General features: G+C 63.3%; 18 protein-coding genes. 17 read left to right on the top strand and 1 reads right to left on the bottom strand.

Features of this window, described 5'->3' with window-relative positions:
* Window positions 1-3: 3 nt before the first annotated feature.
* From ruvX to nusB, 9 genes are all read left to right on the top strand, one after another.
* A complete protein-coding gene (ruvX, locus tag ACQCST_RS11390; RefSeq protein WP_426995897.1) occupies window positions 4-603 on the top strand; it encodes a Holliday junction resolvase RuvX in 600 nt (199 codons plus the stop codon).
* A complete protein-coding gene (mltG, locus tag ACQCST_RS11385; protein WP_426995896.1) occupies window positions 600-2300 on the top strand; it encodes an endolytic transglycosylase MltG in 1701 nt (566 codons plus the stop codon). The genes ruvX and mltG overlap by 4 nt, the downstream gene beginning before the upstream one ends.
* Window positions 2297-3157, top strand: coding sequence for a shikimate dehydrogenase (locus ACQCST_RS11380; RefSeq protein WP_426999158.1), 861 nt, complete (start codon window positions 2297-2299; stop codon window positions 3155-3157). Before mltG ends, ACQCST_RS11380 begins: the two co-directional genes overlap by 4 nt.
* 26 nt (window positions 3158-3183) lie before the next feature.
* Window positions 3184-4383: a chorismate synthase gene (aroC, locus tag ACQCST_RS11375; protein WP_426995895.1), complete on the top strand. Its 1200-nt coding sequence runs from the start codon at window positions 3184-3186 to the stop codon at window positions 4381-4383.
* Window positions 4384-4442: 59 nt separating this feature from the next.
* Complete coding sequence (locus ACQCST_RS11370) at window positions 4443-4952, top strand: shikimate kinase (RefSeq protein WP_426995894.1); 510 nt, start codon at window positions 4443-4445, stop codon at window positions 4950-4952.
* On the top strand, window positions 4949-6040 hold the full coding sequence (gene aroB / locus ACQCST_RS11365; RefSeq protein WP_426995893.1) for a 3-dehydroquinate synthase: 1092 nt from the start codon (window positions 4949-4951) through the stop codon (window positions 6038-6040). Before ACQCST_RS11370 ends, aroB begins: the two co-directional genes overlap by 4 nt.
* A complete protein-coding gene (locus ACQCST_RS11360; RefSeq protein ID WP_426995892.1) occupies window positions 6040-6558 on the top strand; it encodes a tetratricopeptide repeat protein in 519 nt (172 codons plus the stop codon). Before aroB ends, ACQCST_RS11360 begins: the two co-directional genes overlap by 1 nt.
* A 156-nt stretch (window positions 6559-6714) precedes the next feature.
* Window positions 6715-7278, top strand: coding sequence for an elongation factor P (efp, locus tag ACQCST_RS11355; RefSeq protein WP_426995891.1), 564 nt, complete (start codon window positions 6715-6717; stop codon window positions 7276-7278).
* Window positions 7278-7688, top strand: a complete 411-nt coding sequence (gene nusB / locus ACQCST_RS11350; protein WP_426995890.1) for a transcription antitermination factor NusB — start codon at window positions 7278-7280, stop codon at window positions 7686-7688. Before efp ends, nusB begins: the two co-directional genes overlap by 1 nt.
* 117 nt (window positions 7689-7805) lie before the next feature.
* On the opposite strand, the gene ACQCST_RS11345 is transcribed toward nusB, so the two are convergent.
* Window positions 7806-9068: a PrsW family intramembrane metalloprotease gene (locus ACQCST_RS11345; RefSeq protein ID WP_426995889.1), complete on the bottom strand. Its 1263-nt coding sequence runs from the start codon at window positions 9066-9068 to the stop codon at window positions 7806-7808.
* Between the two features lie 201 nt (window positions 9069-9269).
* Between ACQCST_RS11345 and pyrR the strand changes: the two genes are divergently transcribed.
* The 8 genes from pyrR to mihF all read left to right on the top strand — a co-directional run bounded on the left by pyrR (window position 9270) and on the right by mihF (window position 18651).
* Window positions 9270-9854, top strand: a complete 585-nt coding sequence (gene pyrR / locus ACQCST_RS11340) for a bifunctional pyr operon transcriptional regulator/uracil phosphoribosyltransferase PyrR (protein ID WP_426995888.1) — start codon at window positions 9270-9272, stop codon at window positions 9852-9854.
* A complete protein-coding gene (locus ACQCST_RS11335) occupies window positions 9851-10849 on the top strand; it encodes an aspartate carbamoyltransferase catalytic subunit (RefSeq protein WP_426995887.1) in 999 nt (332 codons plus the stop codon). The genes pyrR and ACQCST_RS11335 overlap by 4 nt, the downstream gene beginning before the upstream one ends.
* Window positions 10849-12213 (top strand): dihydroorotase, encoded by a 1365-nt coding sequence (locus tag ACQCST_RS11330; RefSeq protein ID WP_426995886.1) that lies wholly within the window; start codon window positions 10849-10851, stop codon window positions 12211-12213. The genes ACQCST_RS11335 and ACQCST_RS11330 overlap by 1 nt, the downstream gene beginning before the upstream one ends.
* Entirely contained in the window at window positions 12213-12731 is a 519-nt protein-coding gene (locus tag ACQCST_RS11325) for a hypothetical protein (protein WP_426995885.1), read from the top strand. The genes ACQCST_RS11330 and ACQCST_RS11325 overlap by 1 nt, the downstream gene beginning before the upstream one ends.
* Window positions 12712-14007 carry a glutamine-hydrolyzing carbamoyl-phosphate synthase small subunit gene (carA, locus tag ACQCST_RS11320; RefSeq protein ID WP_426995884.1) on the top strand — a complete coding sequence of 432 codons (1296 nt, stop codon included), beginning with the start codon at window positions 12712-12714 and terminating at the stop codon, window positions 14005-14007. Before ACQCST_RS11325 ends, carA begins: the two co-directional genes overlap by 20 nt.
* Window positions 14007-17318 (top strand): carbamoyl-phosphate synthase large subunit, encoded by a 3312-nt coding sequence (gene carB / locus ACQCST_RS11315; RefSeq protein ID WP_426995883.1) that lies wholly within the window; start codon window positions 14007-14009, stop codon window positions 17316-17318. Before carA ends, carB begins: the two co-directional genes overlap by 1 nt.
* A complete protein-coding gene (gene pyrF, locus ACQCST_RS11310; protein ID WP_426995882.1) occupies window positions 17311-18207 on the top strand; it encodes an orotidine-5'-phosphate decarboxylase in 897 nt (298 codons plus the stop codon). The genes carB and pyrF overlap by 8 nt, the downstream gene beginning before the upstream one ends.
* A 117-nt stretch (window positions 18208-18324) precedes the next feature.
* Complete coding sequence (gene mihF / locus ACQCST_RS11305; protein WP_426995881.1) at window positions 18325-18651, top strand: integration host factor, actinobacterial type; 327 nt, start codon at window positions 18325-18327, stop codon at window positions 18649-18651.
* The last annotated feature ends 18 nt before the right edge of the window (window positions 18652-18669 follow it).

Genomic DNA, 18669 nt, shown 5'->3' with positions numbered 1-18669 from the left:
CCAGTGAACTTTCCACCTTCCGCAGGCGCCTACCCCCAGGGAATCAAACTGGGGGTGGACGTGGGCACCGTCCGTGTGGGCGTTGCTATCTGCGATCCTGACTCGATTCTGGCTACGCCCTACAAGACCCTGGACCGGAATTCCAAGAAGAATTCCGATGTCCGTGTTATTGCCGCGCTGGCGGCCGAACTCGGAGCAGTTCAGATTTTTGTCGGTCTTCCACGGACCATGAAGGGCGAAGAGCATGCCTCCGCCCGCATGGCCACCGACTACGCCGAACTGCTTGTCTGGGAACTGGAGCGGAGGGGATCCGCGGTGCCGGTGAACCTCGTGGACGAACGGCTCAGCAGCGTGACTGCGCACCGGAACTTGCGCGAGGCTGGCATGAGCAGCAGAAACCACCGTAAAGTAGTGGATCAGGTTGCGGCCGCAGGAATTCTGCAGCATGCGATCGACATTCAAAAAGCCAGGGGAACGGATGCAGGAAGCCGCGTTACCGCGTTTTCCCAGCCGGGGCATTCCGAGGATCGCGCAGCGGACGTCACCGTACATGTGCTCCCCGAAGACAAGACTCAATCTTCAGACGACGGAAGGCTACAGTGAGCCCGGTCAACAGCGACGACTCCTCAGGCGACGGCAGTGATGGCGCCGGGCGCCCGCTGACGCGGAAGGAGCTCCGGGCCCGGGAGAAAGCCCAGGCCGCGGAGAACAACAGCGTCGTTCCCGAACAGGCTTATCAGACCGGGCATGATGTCCCGCCGCCGGCACAGGTTCAGGCGGCCCCGGCCGATCCGCCCATCATTGAGGTTGCGCCGCCAGTTCCGGCACCCGCTCAGCCCGCTCAGCCCCTCCAGCCCGATGAGTTGCCGGCTCCGGATGACGACAGTCAGCCTCCTGCGACTGCTTTTGATGCAACCACTGGCCCCAGCCATGAAGCCTCCGCCAATGACATCCACGCTGACAATTCCCACGACGCGGAGGAGCTCCACGAGGATGCGTACCCCGCCCCCACCGTGCAGGGCCAGCCATACGAGGCAGGGCAGGTCCATGATGCGCATCCGGAATCCCACGCGGATGAACACTCCGCCGGGCACGGCTACGTGGAGTACGCAGAAGACGCCGACTATCACGCGACTGACCACGATTATCACCCGACTGAGCACGATTATCACGATGCCGATTCCGCACCTGGACATGACCTTCTGACCGCCGGCCCTGCCGTAGCCATGGTCTCGGCCCCATCGAAGAAGGTCCGCCGCAGGCGACGTCTCCTTGCGCTCCTGCTGACTCTGGTCGTATTTGTTGCGGCAATCGCCGTTGGTGCCCAGTTCCTCAAGCCGCTGCTTGGCGGCGACAAACTCAGCGACTTCCCGGGACCCGGTACCGGTGAGGTCCACGTTTCCGTGATGGCTGGCGAAGGGCCACGCTCAGTGGCCACCAAGCTTGAAAACGGAAAGGTCGTGGCGAATGCCGATTCCTTCATCAAGGAATTGACCGCTGCCGGCGGTACGTTGTCGCCCGGTGATTACACCTTCCGGCAGGAAATGAAGACTTCGGACGCTCTCGGGGTGCTGCTCGGGAAGGACAAGGGCAAAGTGGTGTACTTCGCCCTGAGCGCCGGTCTTCGGATCGGCGAGTCACTGCAGGCGATCTCTGATGGTTCAGGCATTCCCGTCGCGGAGCTGAAGGCCCTCAGCGACGCACCGGCACAGCTGGGTGTTCCGGCCACGGCCAAGAATCTGGAAGGGTTCCTGGCGCCTGGCGAATACAGGTTCCCGCTGAACACCCCCGGCAAGGAAATTCTGCAGTCCCTCGTGAAGATGACCCTGGATGAGCTCAAGGCCCAGGGTATCTCCGACCCAGCAAAGCAGTATGACGCGGTGATCGTTGCCAGTATTGTCCAGGCCGAGGGAGGGCAGGCTGAATACGGGGATGTGGCCGGTGCCATCTATAACCGCCTGAAACCGAACGACCAGACTGCGGGGTTTTTGCAGGTTGACTCTGCAGTGACATACGGACTGGGGACTAAGAGCTTCCACTTCACCGACGAGCAACGCAAGGATGCTTCCAACCCCTATAACACCTATGCGCATGCAGGCCTGCCACCTGGTCCCATCGGCTCGCCCGGCAAAACGGCCATAGACGCCGCCGCGAAGCCGAAGAGCAATGACTATCTGTATTGGGTGACCATCAACCTGGACACCAAGGAGACAAAATTCTCCAAGACCCTGGCCGAGCACAGTGTCTATGTGGCGCAATACAACGAGTGGTGCAACGCAAACGCCGGACGTTGCGTTTGAGCTTGCGGGCCGCCGTGCTGGGACACCCGATCGGGCACTCCAAATCGCCGGCATTGCATCGTGCCGCATACGCGCAGCTGGGTATCGAAATCGGCTACACAGCCATCGATGTCACTGAAGCCACGTTGCCTGCGTTTATGGAGGAAGTCCGTTCCGGCGAAGGCTGGAGAGGACTCTCCGTCACCATGCCGCTTAAATCAGCCATGATGGCGGAAGTGGACGAGGTCCGCGGTGTTGGCGGCATCCTGGGTGTCATCAACACCGTGGTCTTCGAAGGAACAGGGGAGTCCACACGCCGGATCGGCTACAACACTGACGTCGTAGGGATCGTGAACGCAGTCCGCAACGCCGGCGTCACTGCTGCCCCTGCTGCTGTGATTCTGGGTGGCGGAGGAACGGCGGCGGCCGCCGTCGCCGCCTTTAAGGATCTTGATGCCCCGGCGGTGCAGGTGTTTGTCCGGGACATCAGCCGAGCCGCAGAAGCCCGGGCCGCAGCAGCGGGCGTGGGCTTGGCTATCAGTGTCCGCCCGATGACTGAAGCAGTGAGGGCCATGGCTTCCGCCGACGTCGTGATTTCCACCCTGCCACCCCGGGCGGCAGATGCCCTGGCTGACGGGCTGGAGGACATTGGCGCGCAGACGCGCGGAGTATTGCTTGACGTGGCCTATGTTCCGTGGCCCAGCCGCATTGCGGCCGTCTGGCAGGCCAACGGTGGTTCCGTGGTTCCGGGGCTTGAAATGCTCATCTACCAGGCGGTGGAACAGGTGCGGTACTTCACCGGACGCGGCACCGATATTAACGCCGAAGTCATAGATGTGATGTGTGACGCAGTCGGGGCACCCCGACGGGCGAACTGAGTGCCACTCGTGGCAGGATGGATTTTATGTTGCGTTGGTTGACTGCCGGTGAATCCCATGGTCCGGCTCTGATGGGAATTATTGAGGGCGTCCCCGCCGGTGTTGAACTCACCAGCGGGCAGATCGCCGACTCTCTGGCACGCCGTCGCCTTGGATATGGCCGGGGTGCACGCATGAAGTTTGAACAGGACGTGGTCACCATTCTTGGCGGTGTCCGCCATGGACTGACCCAGGGTGGCCCCGTCGCCGTCCAGGTGGGCAACTCTGAGTGGCCCAAATGGGAACAGATCATGTCAGCCGATCCCGTGGATCCGGAAATACTCGCTGATCAGGCACGCAACGCGCCGCTGACGCGCCCCCGACCCGGGCATGCTGATTTCACCGGGATGCAGAAATACGGCTTCGACGAAGCCCGCCCGGTCCTCGAACGAGCCAGCGCCCGCGAAACCGCCACCAGGGTTGCCATGGGAACTGTGGCCTCGCAATTCCTCAAGCAGCTCGGTATCGAACTGGTGAGCCACACTGTGTCCATCGCCAGCGTCACCGTTCCCGAGGGGCGCCCACGCCCGGTCCCGGCCGACGTCCTGGCACTGGACGCCGATCCGCTCCGCTGTTTTGACCGTGAAACGTCAGATGCCATGGTTGCCGAGGTGGACGCCGCCCACAAGGAAGGCGAAACCCTGGGTGGCGTCGTGGAAGTGCTCGCATACGGACTCCCGCCGGGCCTCGGCAGCTACGTCCATTGGGACCGCCGGCTGGACTCCCGCCTTGCTGCTGCCCTCATGGGCATCCAGGCAATAAAGGGTGTCGAAGTGGGAGACGGGTTCCTGACTGCGGCCCGCCGTGGTTCTGCGGCGCATGACGAAATCGTCAAGGACGCAGACGGCAAGATCATCCGCACCAGCAACCGTGCAGGCGGGATTGAAGGCGGCATGAGCATCGGTGATGTGTTGCGTGTACGCGCTGCCATGAAGCCGATCGCCACAGTTCCACGTGCCCTGCGCACCATTGATATCAGTACCGGGGAAGCAGCCAAGGCCCACCACCAGCGTTCCGACGTCTGCGCCGTGCCTGCTGCGGGTGTTGTGGCCGAAGCCATGGTGGCCCTGGTCCTTGCCGAAGCAATCACCGAGAAGTTCGGCGGCGATTCGGTGGCGGAAACCGCACGCAACATCAAGGGCTACCTGGACAACATCCCGGCGTCGCTGGACTCGATCGGCCAGTAGTGCGGGTCAACAGCAAAAAAAGTACCGCGGGTCCAACACCCATTGTCCTCATTGGTCCGATGGCTGCGGGAAAGTCGGCCATCGGGCAGCAGCTCGCGCAGCAGCTGGGCGCCCCGTTCGTGGACACGGACACCGTGATAGTGGACAGCCACGGCAACATCACGGACATCTTTGCCGGCCGCGGGGAGCGCGCTTTCAGGGAGATCGAGGCCCGTGCGGTTGCGCAGGTGGTTGAGGATGCGGCCGGCCAAGGAACGGTGATCTCGCTCGGCGGCGGCGCTGTACTCGATTCCGGGACCCAGCAGCTGCTGGGCCGGTGCACAGTGGTGTATCTGGAATGCGATGCAGATACCGTGGCCGCGCGCATTGCCCGGAACTCGGGGCGTCCGCTGCTGGCAGGGGACGGCATGGCCCGCTGGGTCACACTGTTTGCCACCCGCAAGCCGGTCTACGAGCGGCTGGCAGATGTTGTCCTCGATGTACGGCACGGATCTGTGGCCGAACTTGGACAACAGCTTCAAGATGCGCTGCGTGACTTCGCAGCCGCGAAACAGGAAGTGGAAAATTGAGCACCGAATCAACCGTCATCAGCGTCACCGGCCAAAAGGCAACGGAGAACTACGACGTCGTTGTGGGCCGCGGCCTGCTGGGTACCTTGCCCGGGCTGCTCGGTGAGCGCGTCAGGCGGGTCCTGGTGATCCATCCGCGGGCTCTCCGTCTCACCGGTGACACCGTGCGCGACGAGCTGCTTGCGGCCGGCTTCACGGCGCTCACCGCCGAGATCCCGGATGCCGAGGAAGGTAAGCACATTCAGGTGGCCGCCTTCTGCTGGCAGGTGCTGGGCCAGAATGACTTCACCCGCTCCGATGCTGTGGTGGCAGTGGGCGGTGGCGCGGTGACAGATCTCGCCGGCTTTGTGGCAGCTACCTGGCTGCGCGGTGTCAAGGTCATCCACATGCCTACCAGCCTGCTTGGCATGGTGGACGCGTCCGTGGGCGGCAAGACCGGTATCAACACGGCCGAAGGGAAGAACCTCGTCGGCTGCTTCCACCCGCCTGCGGCCGTCCTCGCTGACCTGGACACACTGGATACACTGCCGAAAAACGAGATCATTTCCGGCATGGCCGAGGTCATCAAGTGCGGTTTCATTGCTGACCCGGCAATCCTGGAACTCGTGGAAAAAAATCCCGACGCCGTCTCAGACCCTCAGTCGGACGTCCTCAGGGAACTCATCGAACGGGCCATCACAGTCAAGGCAAGGGTGGTCTCGGAGGACCTCAAGGAATCGGGACTTCGAGAGATCCTCAACTACGGGCACACGCTGGGACATGCAATCGAGCTGGTGGAACGGTACTCCTGGCGCCACGGTGCAGCAGTGTCGGTTGGCATGATGTTTGCCGCCGAGCTTGCCCGCAGCGTGGGCCGCCTCAGTGACGCCGACGCCGACCGTCACCGCAGCATCCTGGAAGGGCTCGGATTGCCGGTCACCTACCGCCGGGACCGCTGGCAGGGCCTGCTGGACGGCATGCGTCGGGACAAGAAGTCCCGGGGTGACCTGTTGCGCTTTGTGGTGCTGGACGGGGTGGCCAAGCCTGGCATTCTCGACGTGCCGGATACCTCGCTGCTCTTTGCCGCCTATCAGGAGATTGCCTCCTGATGCAGGACATCGTGGGCGGAACCAGCGAGTGGCCCGAGGCCGGTTTCCCCGGAATCAGGATCAATCCGGAAACCCTGCTTCCCCAGATCGTCGACGGCGAAGCCTGCAGTGCGGCAATGGAGACATCCACCGACCCGGCAGACCGTGTTTTTGTGCTCCTGGCGGAAGGCCATCCGGCGGCAGCAGCGGAGCTCCTGGCAGAAGCCAGATACAAGGATCCGGAGTCATTCAGGCTCCGCGCCTTTGAGGCAGAGGTGCTTCGCGTTTCCAACCGCTTCGATCTGGCACTCGCTCTGTTCCGCCAACTGCTTGCCGAAGTGCAGGGCACACCCCTCGAAGCGGTGGTCCAGCATTATCTGGGCAAGACCCACTATGCAGCCGGGAACAATGGGGCGGCAGTGGAATCGTTCACCCGGGCACTGGATCTTCGCGTTGCCGGTTCGGCGGACGCGGCGCTGATCTATTCCTCCACGGTGGCCCTGCAACGGGCCCGGAACGTCCTGGATCTTGCCTCCTGAAAACCCTGCTGATGGTCTGCGAATACCCGGCCCGGAGTGCCGGCCGCATTTACCGGTAGAATGGTACTTGGATTTTTGATAAACACACGCTGGCGGGCCATTGGGCGTGCCTGCCTGGCATAGCCGGTCTTACAGATAGAAAACCAGAGGATACCAGTGGCAACCACTAACGACATCAAGAACGGAACGGTCCTGAAGCTTGAGGGCCAGCTGTGGAACATCATCGAGTTTCAGCATGTGAAGCCCGGCAAGGGTGGCGCGTTTGTGCGCACCAAGATGCGCAACGTGATGTCCGGCAAGGTGGTAGACAAGACCTTCAACGCCGGGCTCAAGATCGAAACCGCAACGGTTGACCGCCGCGACTACCAGTACCTGTACCAGGACGGCGCGGACTTCGTGTTTATGGACACCCAGGACTTCGACCAGATCACGGTCTCCGGGGCAACGGTCGGCGACGCCACCAACTTCATGCTCGAAAACCAGAACGTCAACATCGCCATCCACGAAGGCAACCCGCTTTACATTGAGCTGCCGCCGAGCGTCACCCTCGAAATCACCTACACGGAGCCGGGGTTGCAGGGTGACCGTTCCTCTGCCGGCACCAAGCCCGCAACGCTGGAGACAGGTTACGAGATCCAGGTTCCGCTGTTCGTGGAGAACAACACCAAGGTCAAGGTCGACACCCGCGATGGCAGCTACCTGGGCCGGGTAAACGACTAGTGAGCGCCCGCGGTAAGGCCCGTAACAGGGCCCTTGACGTCCTCTTCGAAGCGGAACAGCGTTCCGTGTCGGCTTTTGATGTGCTTCGCGCACGCCGGGAGAAGACAGACCAGATCATCAATCCCTACACCCTTGAGATCGTGGAAGGCGTGCTGTCACAGCAGGAAGCCATTGACGAGTTCCTGGAAACCTACTCGCAGGGCTGGACGCTGGACCGGATGCCCTCCGTGGACCTCATCATCCTGCGGATCGGAACGTGGGAACTGCTGTACAACAACGACGTTCCCGACGGTGTGGCCGTTAGTGAGGCCGTGGCACTGGCTACAACCCTCTCAACTGACGAGTCGCCGTCGTTCATCAATGGACTGCTCGGCCGGCTCCAGCAGCTGAAGCCCTCGTTGCTGGCCTGATCCGGGACTGATTCGGAAGAAGGGCCGGTGCCCGCCGCAAGGCGTGCACCGGCCCTTCTCTGCGTCCTGGTGCCCACGTTGCAGCAGCTCAGTCCGGGGGATAGTTCACCGCACGGTTCACCCAACGACGGCGGCGCGCAACGCGACAATGTGCTGGAGCTGCTGCAGTTCGTCCGCCTGATGGGCCGTAATGTCCCTGCCGCTGAGGATCCTTTGCCGGGTGAACGCCAGCTGTGTGGCGGCCTTGACCAACGATTTCATGTGCGGTCCGCGGTGGTACGAATTGGCCCATCGGATCGCTTCGCGTCTGCCGCGCGCGGTGGCCAGCATGTTGACTTCTGTGATCGTGAACCAGCCGGCGGCGCAGTACTCCAACAACCGCTGGCGCGTCAGCCTGTTTTCCGCAACGCGCAGGAGGAAAATGCAGCTGACGGCAAGCAGGAAGATGGGGATCTGTATCAGCAGATAATCCACCAGGAATCCCTGCCCCATGCTGTTCCACCGGTTGTGCAGGAACATCGCGGGTATGAGACCAACGAAGAAAGCGCCCACGGACACGCCGCCATGCCACCGGCGGGCCGCCAGACCCATGATGAGGCCGGTGGTTGCGGTAAAAATGGCGTGTGCAAAGGGCGACATCACTCCGCGGAGAAAGAACATCTGGACGAGGTCTGGTCCGGGGCTGCTTGATTCCGCGATGGCCCGGCCGAAGTAGAGGATGTTTTCGGTGAAGGCGAAACCGCCGGCGACGGTGAAGGCAAAAACCACACCGTCCACGGGGCCGTCAAAATGCTTGCGTGCCAGCAACAGAAGCAGAAGCAGCCCCAGGGACTTAGCGAACTCTTCAACAACCGGCGCCTGCACCGTCGCCATGAATGCTTGGAAGTCGGCCTCGCCGGAGTAGGGAAACATCAGGGCAAAGAATGGCTGGATGAGCAACGTCACGGCGATGGAAACGGCTGCGCCCCAGGTAAACGCAAACAGCAGCAGCCGCCTGGGCTCCGGCTCCCAGCGGTCAATCACGTGGACGGCCAGCAACACGGCGGCCAGCGGGATGAGCGAGGCCACAAATCCGATGATGAATCCGGTACTGCCGGTGTTCGCCAGCAGAAAAGGCAGGACCAGAAAAAGGCTGAAGAAGGCAAGCACCCCTCCGCCGATCACCAGGCCAAGCACCCCGGCGGACGTGCCTTGTCGAGCCGGAGCGGGCGGCATCATGCCGCTGAAGGGTCCGTTGCTGTATCCCGGCGCCGGGTGGTAGTTCGTCGCCCGGACCTGGCCCAGCCAGCTCGGATTGCTTGCCCCACGGGACGGGCCGGGCGCGCCGTAGTGGGGATCAGCGGGCGGCCCGGGCACCGCATCAGGGTGGTTCGTCGACATACCAGAGAGCCTATGGCGCGGGCGGCCAGCCATCCAAAGGGGCAGCGCCCGAATCCGAAGGGGCAGCGCCGAATTGTGGAAAGGTGTGACGTTAAACGCTCCGTCCGGGCGCGCTAGCCCGTGGAAGGGTGTGGTAATTTTGAGAAGCAAATGTTCCTTTTTTAATTCCGTCCTGTGAGGCGGGGAAAGGGGAGACGAGCGTTGACTTCTGTCACAGAAGCGCCGGTTCCGGCCCGGGTTGTTCTCAATCAGGCGGATATTGACCGTGCTCTCACTCGTATCGCCCATGAGATCCTCGAGGCCAACAAGGGTTCCAAGGACCTGGTCCTGCTGGGCATTCCGCGTCGCGGCTATCCGCTGGCCGTGCGGCTTGCAGCCAAAATCGCCGCCGCCGATCCCACCGTTGATCCCGCCGCTATTGTGGGCCAGCTGGATGTCACCATGTTCCGCGACGACCTTTCGCACCAACCCACCAGGCCGCCGTTCCCGACCCAGCTCCCGACGTCGGGCATCGACAACAAAGTTGTGGTCCTGATTGATGACGTGCTGTATTCCGGCCGCACCATCCGTGCCGCGCTGGACGCGATCATCGACCTGGGCAGACCGCGCATTGTGCGGCTGGCCGTCCTGATTGACCGCGGACACCGGGAATTGCCTATCCGTGCCGATCACGTCGGGAAAAACCTGCCCACATCGTCCTCTGAAAAAGTCCGGGTCCGTCTGGAAGAGACCGACACCGTCGACGGATTGGCCGTCAACGAAGTGGTCATCGAGGCCGGCGCATGAGGCACCTGCTGTCCACGGAAGACCTCAGCCTGGCCAACGCCGTCCGGATCCTGGACACTGCCGAGGAAATGGCCGCCGTGGGGGATCGCGAGGTCAAGAAACTCCCCGCCCTGCGTGGCCGCACCGTGGTCAACCTCTTTTTTGAGGACTCCACCAGGACCCGGATCTCCTTCGAGGCGGCCGCGAAGCGGCTTTCGGCCGACGTCATCAATTTTGCCGCAAAGGGTTCATCGGTCTCCAAGGGCGAATCCCTTAAGGACACGGCACAGACACTGGCAGCGATGGGGGCCGACGCCGTCGTCATCCGGCACTGGGCTTCCGGCGCGCCGCACCGGCTCGCCTCAACCGACTGGATCGATGCCGCCGTCATCAACGCCGGAGACGGAACCCACGAACACCCCACCCAGGCACTGCTGGATGCATTCACCATGCGCCGGCACTGGTCAAAACTCAGTGGCAGTCCCTCCACCGGCGCGGACCTCCAGGGCATGCGCGTTGCCATCGCCGGCGACGTCCTGCACTCCCGGGTGGCCCGCTCCAACGTCTGGCTGCTCCGCACGCTCGGCGCCGAAGTCACTCTGGTGGCGCCGCCCACGCTGCTGCCCATCGGCGTCGAAAAGTGGCCCTGCACCGTCAGCTACAACCTGGATGAAACCCTCGAAAAAGGCGTGGATGCGGTCATGATGCTCAGGGTGCAGGGCGAACGGATGAATGCGTCGTTCTTCCCCACCACCCGCGAGTACTCGCGCCGCTGGGGCTTTGACGACAGGCGGCTGGCAGCGCTCGATAGCCTGGGCATGAAGGACACCATCATCATGCATCCGGGTCCGATGAACCGTGGCCTGGAAATTTCCGCTGCGGCAGCGGATTCGCCCCGTTCCACCGTGCTGGCACAGGTGCGTAACGGTGTGTCCATCCGCATGGCCGCACTGTACCTGCTGCTCTCCGGGGACACCCGCGAACCAGCCGCCAACACCACCAAGGAGAGCAACTGATGGCTGACATCGCAGTAGGCAACGCAAACACCACCACCTACCTGATCCGCGGTGCCAAGATTCTGGGCGGAGACGCGGAGGACCTTCTGATCCGCGGCGGCATCATCGCCGAACGCGGCGTCAAACTGTCCGCGGACGGCGCCACTGTCATCGAGGCGGCAGGACTGGTGGCGCTGCCGGGCATGGTTGACGTCCACACCCATCTCCGCGAGCCAGGCCGGGAGGACGCCGAAACGGTCGAGACCGGCACCCGTGCCGCCGCGCTGGGCGGTTACACCGCCGTACACGCCATGGCCAACAGCACTCCGGTGGCTGACACCGCAGGCGTAGTGGAACAGGTGTACAGCCTGGGCAGGGCGGCCGGCTGGGTTGATGTCCGTCCCGTGGGTGCAGTTACCGTGGGACTCGCAGGGGAGCAACTGGCCGAGCTCGGGGCCATGGCTGACTCCCGGGCCCGGGTCCGGATGTTCTCCGACGACGGCATCTGCGTCCATGACCCGGTGCTCATGCGACGTGCACTGGAATACGTCAAGGCGTTCGACGGCGTGGTCGCCCAGCATGCCCAGGAACCCCGCCTCACCGCGGGAGCACAGATGAACGAAGGCGAAGTGTCCGCCGTCCTGGGCCTGACCGGCTGGCCCGCCGTTGCCGAAGAAAGCATCATCGCCCGCGACGTCCTGCTGGCCCAGCATGTGGGCTCGCGGCTGCACGTCTGCCACGTTTCGACGGCGGGCTCCGTGGAAATCGTCCGCTGGGCCAAGGCCCGCGGCATCAACGTGACAGCTGAAGTCACCCCCCACCACCTCCTGCTCACCGATGAACTGGTCCGCAGCTACGATCCTGTCTACAAGGTCAACCCGCCGCTCCGCACCGATGCCGATGTACAGGCCCTGCGTGCCGGCCTGGCGGACGGCACCATCGACGTCGTCGGCACGGACCACGCACCGCATCCGAGCGAACATAAGGAATGCGAGTGGGCCCAGGCGGCCATGGGCATGACCGGCCTTGAAACTGCCTTGTCAGTGGTGCAGGACACCATGATTGAAACCGGGCTCATGGACTGGGCAGACTTCGCCCGGGCCACATCGATCCTTCCGGCAGTCATCGGGCGCCTGTCCGACCAGGGCCGGCCACTTGTTGCCGGTGAGCCGGCCAACGTCGTACTGGTGGACCCCGCTGCCCGCTGGACCGTGGATCCTTCTAAGATGGCAACCATGGGCCGCAACTCACCGTTTTCCGGCAGGGAACTCCCGGGCAAAGTGGTGGCAACGTTCTTCAAGGGCCACCCCACCGTCCTGGACGGCAAACTCAACACCCCCTACCGGTACCCGGTGGACGCCGATGCTGCGGCAGGGGCCTCCTGATGGGAAACATCCTGCCCGGACTCACCATGCTGGCGCTCATCGCCGTCGTCTTTGTGCTGATCTGGATCGGCTGGCGGAACCGCCTCAGGCGGCAGGCCGGCGTCGAACAGCTTCCGGCGGTTCCCGCCGATCTCGGCGAAGCGATCACAACGGCGGACGGACAGTACGTGGCCTCCACCACGGCGGGCGATTGGCTGGACCGGATTGCGGTCCACGGGCTGGGCATCCGAACCAATGCAGAACTCACCGTGTACCCGCAGGGTGCCCTTTTTGAACGGTCCGGTGCACCATCCGTCTTTATCCCGGCCGCGGATCTGACAGGCGTCAGGCAGGAGAGCGGCATGACTGGAAAATTCGTGGAAAAAGAGGGACTGCTGATCCTCAGCTGGACTCTGGGCAGCCACGAACTCGACACCGGTTTCCGTACCCGCCGTGCAGCGGACAAACATGCACTTTTCGAAACTCTTCAGGAATTGATCTCCGCAGCGCCTCAGGCAGATGCCCATAGTGGAAAGTAACAAAGTGACGGATACCCAAGTGACAGCACACGCAGGAACTGCACCGCAAACAGGAAAGTCCACCCCCGCCGCCCTGGTGCTCGAGGACGGCCGCATCTTCCGCGGCAACAGCTATGGTGCCACAGGCACGGCGCTCGGCGAGGCGGTCTTCGCCACCGGCATGACCGGCTACCAGGAGACCATCACCGACCCCTCCTACGCCCGCCAGCTCGTGGTCCAGACCGCGCCCCACATCGGCAACACCGGGGTCAACAGCGACGACGCCGAATCCCGCCGCATCTGGGTGGCCGGCTACATCGTCCGCGATGCTGCCAGGCGCCCCTCCAACTGGCGCTCCGAGGGCAGCCTGGATGAAGAGCTGGTGAAGCAGGGGATTGTCGGTATCCAGGGCGTTGACACCCGCGCCATCACCCGCCATTTGCGTGAGCACAAGACCATGCGGGCCGGTATTTTCTCAGGTGAGGCGGCCCAGGCCACAGACAAGGAGCTCGTGGCTGCCGTCCTTGCGAGCGCGCCAATGGAAGGCTCCCGCCTGGCCGAGGAAGTCAGCGTGGAGGAAGCCTATGTTGTGGATCCCAAGGACCACGGCTGGGACGGGGAAGCGAAGTTCAGCATTGCCGCGATAGACCTCGGCATCAAGCGGATGACCCCCGTTCGCTTCGCCGAGCGCGGCGTACGTGTCCACGTCCTGCCCGCCACCGCCACTCTTGAGGATGTCAAGGCCGTCAACCCGGATGGTTTCTTTATGTCCAATGGCCCCGGCGATCCCGCCACCGCGGACAACCAGGTCAAGCTGCTGCGCTCCGTACTGGATGAAAAGATTCCCTACTTCGGCATCTGCTTCGGCAACCAGATCCTGGGCCGTGCACTTGGCTTCGGCACCTACAAGCTGCGCTACGGCCACCGCGGCATCAACCAGCCTGTTATGGACCGCCGAACGGGCAAGGTGGAAATCACTTCGCAGAACCACGGCTTCGCCGTCGACGCACCGCTCGACGGCGCCACCCAGGCCCCTGAGGAGCGTTACGGAAGGGTCGAAGTCAGCCACGTCAGCCTCAACGACGACGTCGTTGAAGGGCTCGCGTGCCTGGACATTCCGGCCTTCTCGGTCCAGTACCACCCCGAGGCCGCAGCCGGGCCGCACGACGCCGCCTACCTTTTCGACCGGTTTATCGAGCTGATGGCGGACACCAAAATCTCCGCAGCCGGCTCTGATTCCACGACTTTTGTTGATTCAACGACTTCCAACGATTCCAAGACTGAGGACAAGAAGTAATGCCTAAGAGAACTGACCTTAAGAGCGTCCTGGTCATCGGTTCCGGTCCCATCGTGATCGGCCAGGCTGCCGAGTTCGACTACTCCGGCACCCAGGCTCTCCGCGTCCTCAAGGAGGAAGGCCTGCGCGTTATCCTGGTCAACTCCAACCCGGCCACCATCATGACGGACCCCGAGTTCGCCGATGCCACGTATATTGAGCCCATCACTCCGGAGGTGGTGGAGAAGATCATCGCCAAGGAGCGCCCCGACGCCATCTTGCCTACTCTGGGAGGCCAGACGGCGCTCAACACCGCGATTGCACTGGACAAGAATGGTGTGCTGGAGAAGTACAACGTGGAGCTGATCGGCGCCAACATCGCCGCGATCGAGCTCGGCGAGGACCGTGAGAAGTTCAAGGGCGTGGTGGAGCGCTGCGGTGCCGAGTCAGCCCGCAGCCACATCATCCACACCATCGACGAGGCCCTGGCTGCTGCCGAGGACCTGCTGTACCCGATGGTGGTCCGCCCCTCCTTCACCATGGGCGGACTGGGTTCCGGCCTGGCGTACAACGAGGATGACCTCCGCCGCATTGTCGGACAGGGCCTGCAGTACAGCCCCACCAGCGAGGTGCTGCTGGAAGAGAGCATCCTGGGCTGGAAGGAATACGAACTTGAGATGATGCGGGACAAAAACGACAACGTGGTTGTTGTGTGTTCCATCGAGAATTTCGATCCCGTGGGTGTCCACACCGGCGACTCCATCACCGTGGCACCGGCCCTCACCCTCACCGACCGCGAGTACCAGCGCCTCCGCGACATCTCCATCGCCGTCATCCGCGAGGTGGGCGTGGACACGGGCGGCTGCAACATCCAGTTCGCCGTCGAACCGGACACCGGACGCGTGGTGGTCATCGAAATGAACCCGCGCGTCTCGCGTTCCTCGGCGCTGGCGTCGAAGGCTACGGGTTTTGCGATTGCCAAGATCGCCACCAAACTGTCCCTGGGCTACACCCTGGATGAAATCCCCAACGACATCACACAGAAGACCCCCGCCTCATTCGAACCCACCCTGGACTACGTTGTGGTCAAGGTCCCGCGGTTCGCGTTCGAGAAATTCCCGGCAGCGGATCCCACGCTGACCACCACCATGAAGTCTGTGGGCGAAGCCATGGCCATGGGCCGCAACTTCACCGAGGCCCTGCAGAAAGCTCTGCGGTCGCTCGAGCAGAAGGGCTCCCAGCTGGACTTCAGCTCCGTGCCGGAATGGGAAGTTCCGGAACTGATCGAGAAGTCCAAGCGCCCTACCACGGAGCGGCTGCACCAGGTCCAGCGTGCGCTGCTGGGCGGCGCCACGGTGGAGCAGCTGTTCGAAGCCACCAAGATCGACCACTGGTACCTGGACCAGCTGCAGCTCCTCAATGAGATCTCCCTGGAGATCCGCAAGTCCACCGCACTGACCCAGGACATGCTGCGGCATGCCAAGCGTCACGGTTTCTCCGACGAACAGATCGGTTTGCTGACCAACAACTCGGAAGCGGTGGTCCGCGGAGTACGCCAGGCCCTCGGAATCCGGCCGGTGTACAAGACTGTGGACACCTGCGCTGCGGAATTCGCTGCGTACACGCCCTACCACTACTCCTCGTATGACGAAGAGGACGAGATTGCGCTGCATGCCAAGCCGTCCGTCATCATCCTTGGCTCCGGTCCAAACCGGATTGGCCAGGGAATCGAGTTCGACTACTCCTGTGTGCACGCTTCCATGGCACTGCGCAAGGCCGGCTACGAGACGGTGATGGTCAACTGCAACCCGGAAACCGTGTCCACGGACTACGACGTCTCCACCCGGTTGTACTTCGAACCGCTGACTTTGGAGGACGTCCTTGAGGTCATCGCCGCCGAGGAACGCACCGGTGGCGTTATGGGTGTGTTTGTGCAGCTCGGTGGCCAGACGCCGCTGAAGCTGGCCCAGCAGCTGGCCGATGCCGGTGTGCCGATCCTTGGCACCTCGCCCGAGGCGATCGACCTCGCCGAGCACCGCGGTGCATTTTCCCGCGTGCTGGACGAAGCCGGCCTGATATCGCCCAAGAACGGCACCGCCGTGTCCTTCGAGGACGCCAAGAAGATCGCCGACGAAATCGGCTATCCGGTCCTGGTGCGCCCGTCCTATGTGTTGGGCGGCCGCGGTATGGAGATCGTCTACGACGAACCCAACCTGTCCCGCTACATTGCCAATGCGACCGAAATCACCACTGAGCACCCGGTCCTGATCGACCGCTTCCTGGAGGACGCCGTCGAGATCGACGTGGATGCCCTGTACGACGGCACGGACATGTATCTGGGCGGCATCATGGAACACATCGAGGAGGCCGGAATCCACTCCGGCGACTCGGCCTGCGTCCTGCCGCCGATCACGCTGGGCAACAACGTGATCGAGCGCGTGCGGACAGCGACCCTGGCCATTGCCGAGGGCGTCGGCGTCAGGGGCCTGATCAACATCCAGTTCGCCCTCGCCTCGGATGTGCTCTATGTGCTGGAAGCCAACCCGCGTGCCTCCCGCACAGTCCCGTTCGTTTCCAAGGCAACGGGTGTGCAGATGGCTAAGGCCGCGGCACTGATCGGCACGGGCGTGACCATCGGTCAGCTCCGCAGCGCCTACAAGATGCTGCCGGAAACCGGCGATGGCTCCACGCTTCCGCTGGACGCCCCCGTTTCCGTCAAGGAAGCTGTCCTGCCGTTCAGCCGCTTCCGCACGCCTGAGGGCACCGTGGTGGACTCCCTGCTGGGGCCGGAAATGCGCTCGACCGGTGAGGTCATGGGCATCGACAAGCACTTCGATACCGCCTTCGCCAAGAGCCAGGCAGCTGCGAACAATGCACTGCCTACCGAGGGCAAGGTCTTTGTCTCCGTGGCGAACCGGGACAAACGCGCTATCATCATGGCTGTCAAGCGCCTCCATGATCTCGGCTTCGAGATCGTCTCCACGGGTGGCACAGCCGACGTCCTGCGCCGCAATGGATTGCAGGCCACCACAGTCCGCAAGGTCGCTGAAGGCTCAAGCGCCGAAGGTGAAGGGACCATTGCGGACCTCATCATCGCCGGCGAGATCGACATGGTATTCAATACTCCCTCCGGCGGCGAGGCCCGTGGCGACGGTTATGAAATCCGTGCGGCCGCGACGTCCATTGGCATCCCGTGCATCACCACTGTTGCTGAATTCAACGCGGCGGTGCAGGCGATTGAGGCCATGCGTACGTACGAGTGGTCTGTGACGAGCCTGCAGGAGCACGCGGCCAATCTGTTGGCCTCGCAGAAGGCCGCACAGAATGCCTGAGCAGGGTCTGCCTGAACAGGATCTGCACGAACGCCATGCCTTTCCGCTCTGCGGCCGGGAGTCCTTTGGCTCCCGGCTCGGGGCGGCCATGGCCGCGCGCGGGCCGCTGTGTGTGGGGATCGATCCGCACCCCGCGCTGCTTAAAAGCTGGGGGCTGGATGACGACGCCGCCGGCCTGGAACGCTTTTCGCTGACCGTACTTGAGTCCGTGGGATCGCTCGCTGCCGCGGTCAAGCCGCAAGTGGCACTCTATGAGCGCCACGGTTCCGCGGGCATGGCGGTACTCGAACTGCTACTCGCCGCAGCGGCGGATGCGGCTGTGCTGACCATTGCTGACGCCAAGCGGGGGGACATCGGTTCCACCATGGCGGCGTATGCCGACGCCTGGCTCCGCGACGGTTCCTCGCTGGCCGCTGATTCGGTAACGCTCAGCCCGTACCTCGGCTTCGAATCACTCCGCCCTGCGCTGGAACTTGCTGCCGAGTTCGGGCGCGGCGTATTCGTCCTCGCGCTCACGTCCAACCCCGAAGGCGCTTCCGTGCAGCACCGGGGCGGCAGCGATTCCGTGGCGCGCAGAATAGTGCAGGCAGCTGCAGCGGAGAACAGCCGTTACCACGGAGCCATGGGTTCTGTCGGACTGGTGGTGGGGGCGACGGTCGGTTCGGCTTTGGAAGAGCTGCAACTGGATCTGGCATCTGTCCGCGGGCCCATCCTGGCACCCGGGCTGGGTGCGCAGGGAGCCACTCCGGCCGATCTGCGCCGGACCTTCGGCGACGCATACCCGTGGGTGTTGGGAACCTCCAGCCGGGACATCCTTGGCGCCGGCCCGGATGTCCGGGCACTTCGGGACGCCGCCCAGCGGACGCTGGACGGCCTCACGGCCGTCTGAACCATTGTTTAGCTGGCCGGTGTTTTGCCCGGTCCATTGATTTAGCTGGCCGGCAAAGTGTAGGTTCAGGAAAAGTCCAATGGCTACGGCCGTGGAGTCGCCGGCGAACCCTGGGGGATGACCGAAGTGAGCTTTCAGCCCTTGACCGCGCTCCAGCGCGCAGAAGCCCTGAACAAAGCAGCGGCGGCCAGAGCCAGCCGGGCTGCTGCCAAGGCACGGCTGAAGTCAGGCGAGCTTTCTGTGGCCGAGCTCATCAGCTCCGGTACGGCGGATGACGCCATCGCCAGAATGAGGATTGTGGAGTTGCTGGAAGCGCTGCCCGGGATCGGAAGAGTCCGGGCAGCGGCCATCATGGAGCAGTTGGGCATCGCGGCTTCCCGGCGGGTGCGGGGGCTGGGCGTCCACCAACGCCGGGCGCTGGTAGATTTTATAGACGAGAAATAGACACATCCGAATACCGCC

Source organism: Pseudarthrobacter sp. N5 (assembly GCF_050157035.1).
Lineage (GTDB): Bacteria > Actinomycetota > Actinomycetes > Actinomycetales > Micrococcaceae > Arthrobacter.
The sequence above is the reverse complement of the archived record's forward strand: the minus strand, read 5'-3'. Positions and strand labels throughout refer to the sequence as shown.

What these genes read in the sequence shown, in the direction of transcription:
- mihF (WP_426995881.1), top strand. Translation starts at nt 18,325, where the DNA reads ATGACCGAAGTGAGCTTTCAGCCCTTGACCGCGCTCCAGCGCGCAGAA.
- aroC (WP_426995895.1), top strand. Translation starts at nt 3,184, where the DNA reads ATGTTGCGTTGGTTGACTGCCGGTGAATCCCATGGTCCGGCTCTGATG.
- carB (WP_426995883.1), top strand. Translation starts at nt 14,007, where the DNA reads ATGCCTAAGAGAACTGACCTTAAGAGCGTCCTGGTCATCGGTTCCGGT.
- ACQCST_RS11335 (WP_426995887.1), top strand. Translation starts at nt 9,851, where the DNA reads ATGAGGCACCTGCTGTCCACGGAAGACCTCAGCCTGGCCAACGCCGTC.
- pyrF (WP_426995882.1), top strand. Translation starts at nt 17,311, where the DNA reads ATGCCTGAGCAGGGTCTGCCTGAACAGGATCTGCACGAACGCCATGCC.
- ACQCST_RS11325 (WP_426995885.1), top strand. Translation starts at nt 12,213, where the DNA reads ATGGGAAACATCCTGCCCGGACTCACCATGCTGGCGCTCATCGCCGTC.
- ACQCST_RS11370 (WP_426995894.1), top strand. Translation starts at nt 4,443, where the DNA reads ATGGCTGCGGGAAAGTCGGCCATCGGGCAGCAGCTCGCGCAGCAGCTG.
- carA (WP_426995884.1), top strand. Translation starts at nt 12,712, where the DNA reads ATGCCCATAGTGGAAAGTAACAAAGTGACGGATACCCAAGTGACAGCA.
- ACQCST_RS11330 (WP_426995886.1), top strand. Translation starts at nt 10,849, where the DNA reads ATGGCTGACATCGCAGTAGGCAACGCAAACACCACCACCTACCTGATC.
- ACQCST_RS11360 (WP_426995892.1), top strand. Translation starts at nt 6,040, where the DNA reads ATGCAGGACATCGTGGGCGGAACCAGCGAGTGGCCCGAGGCCGGTTTC.
- ACQCST_RS11345 (WP_426995889.1), bottom strand. Translation starts at nt 9,068, where the DNA reads ATGTCGACGAACCACCCTGATGCGGTGCCCGGGCCGCCCGCTGATCCC.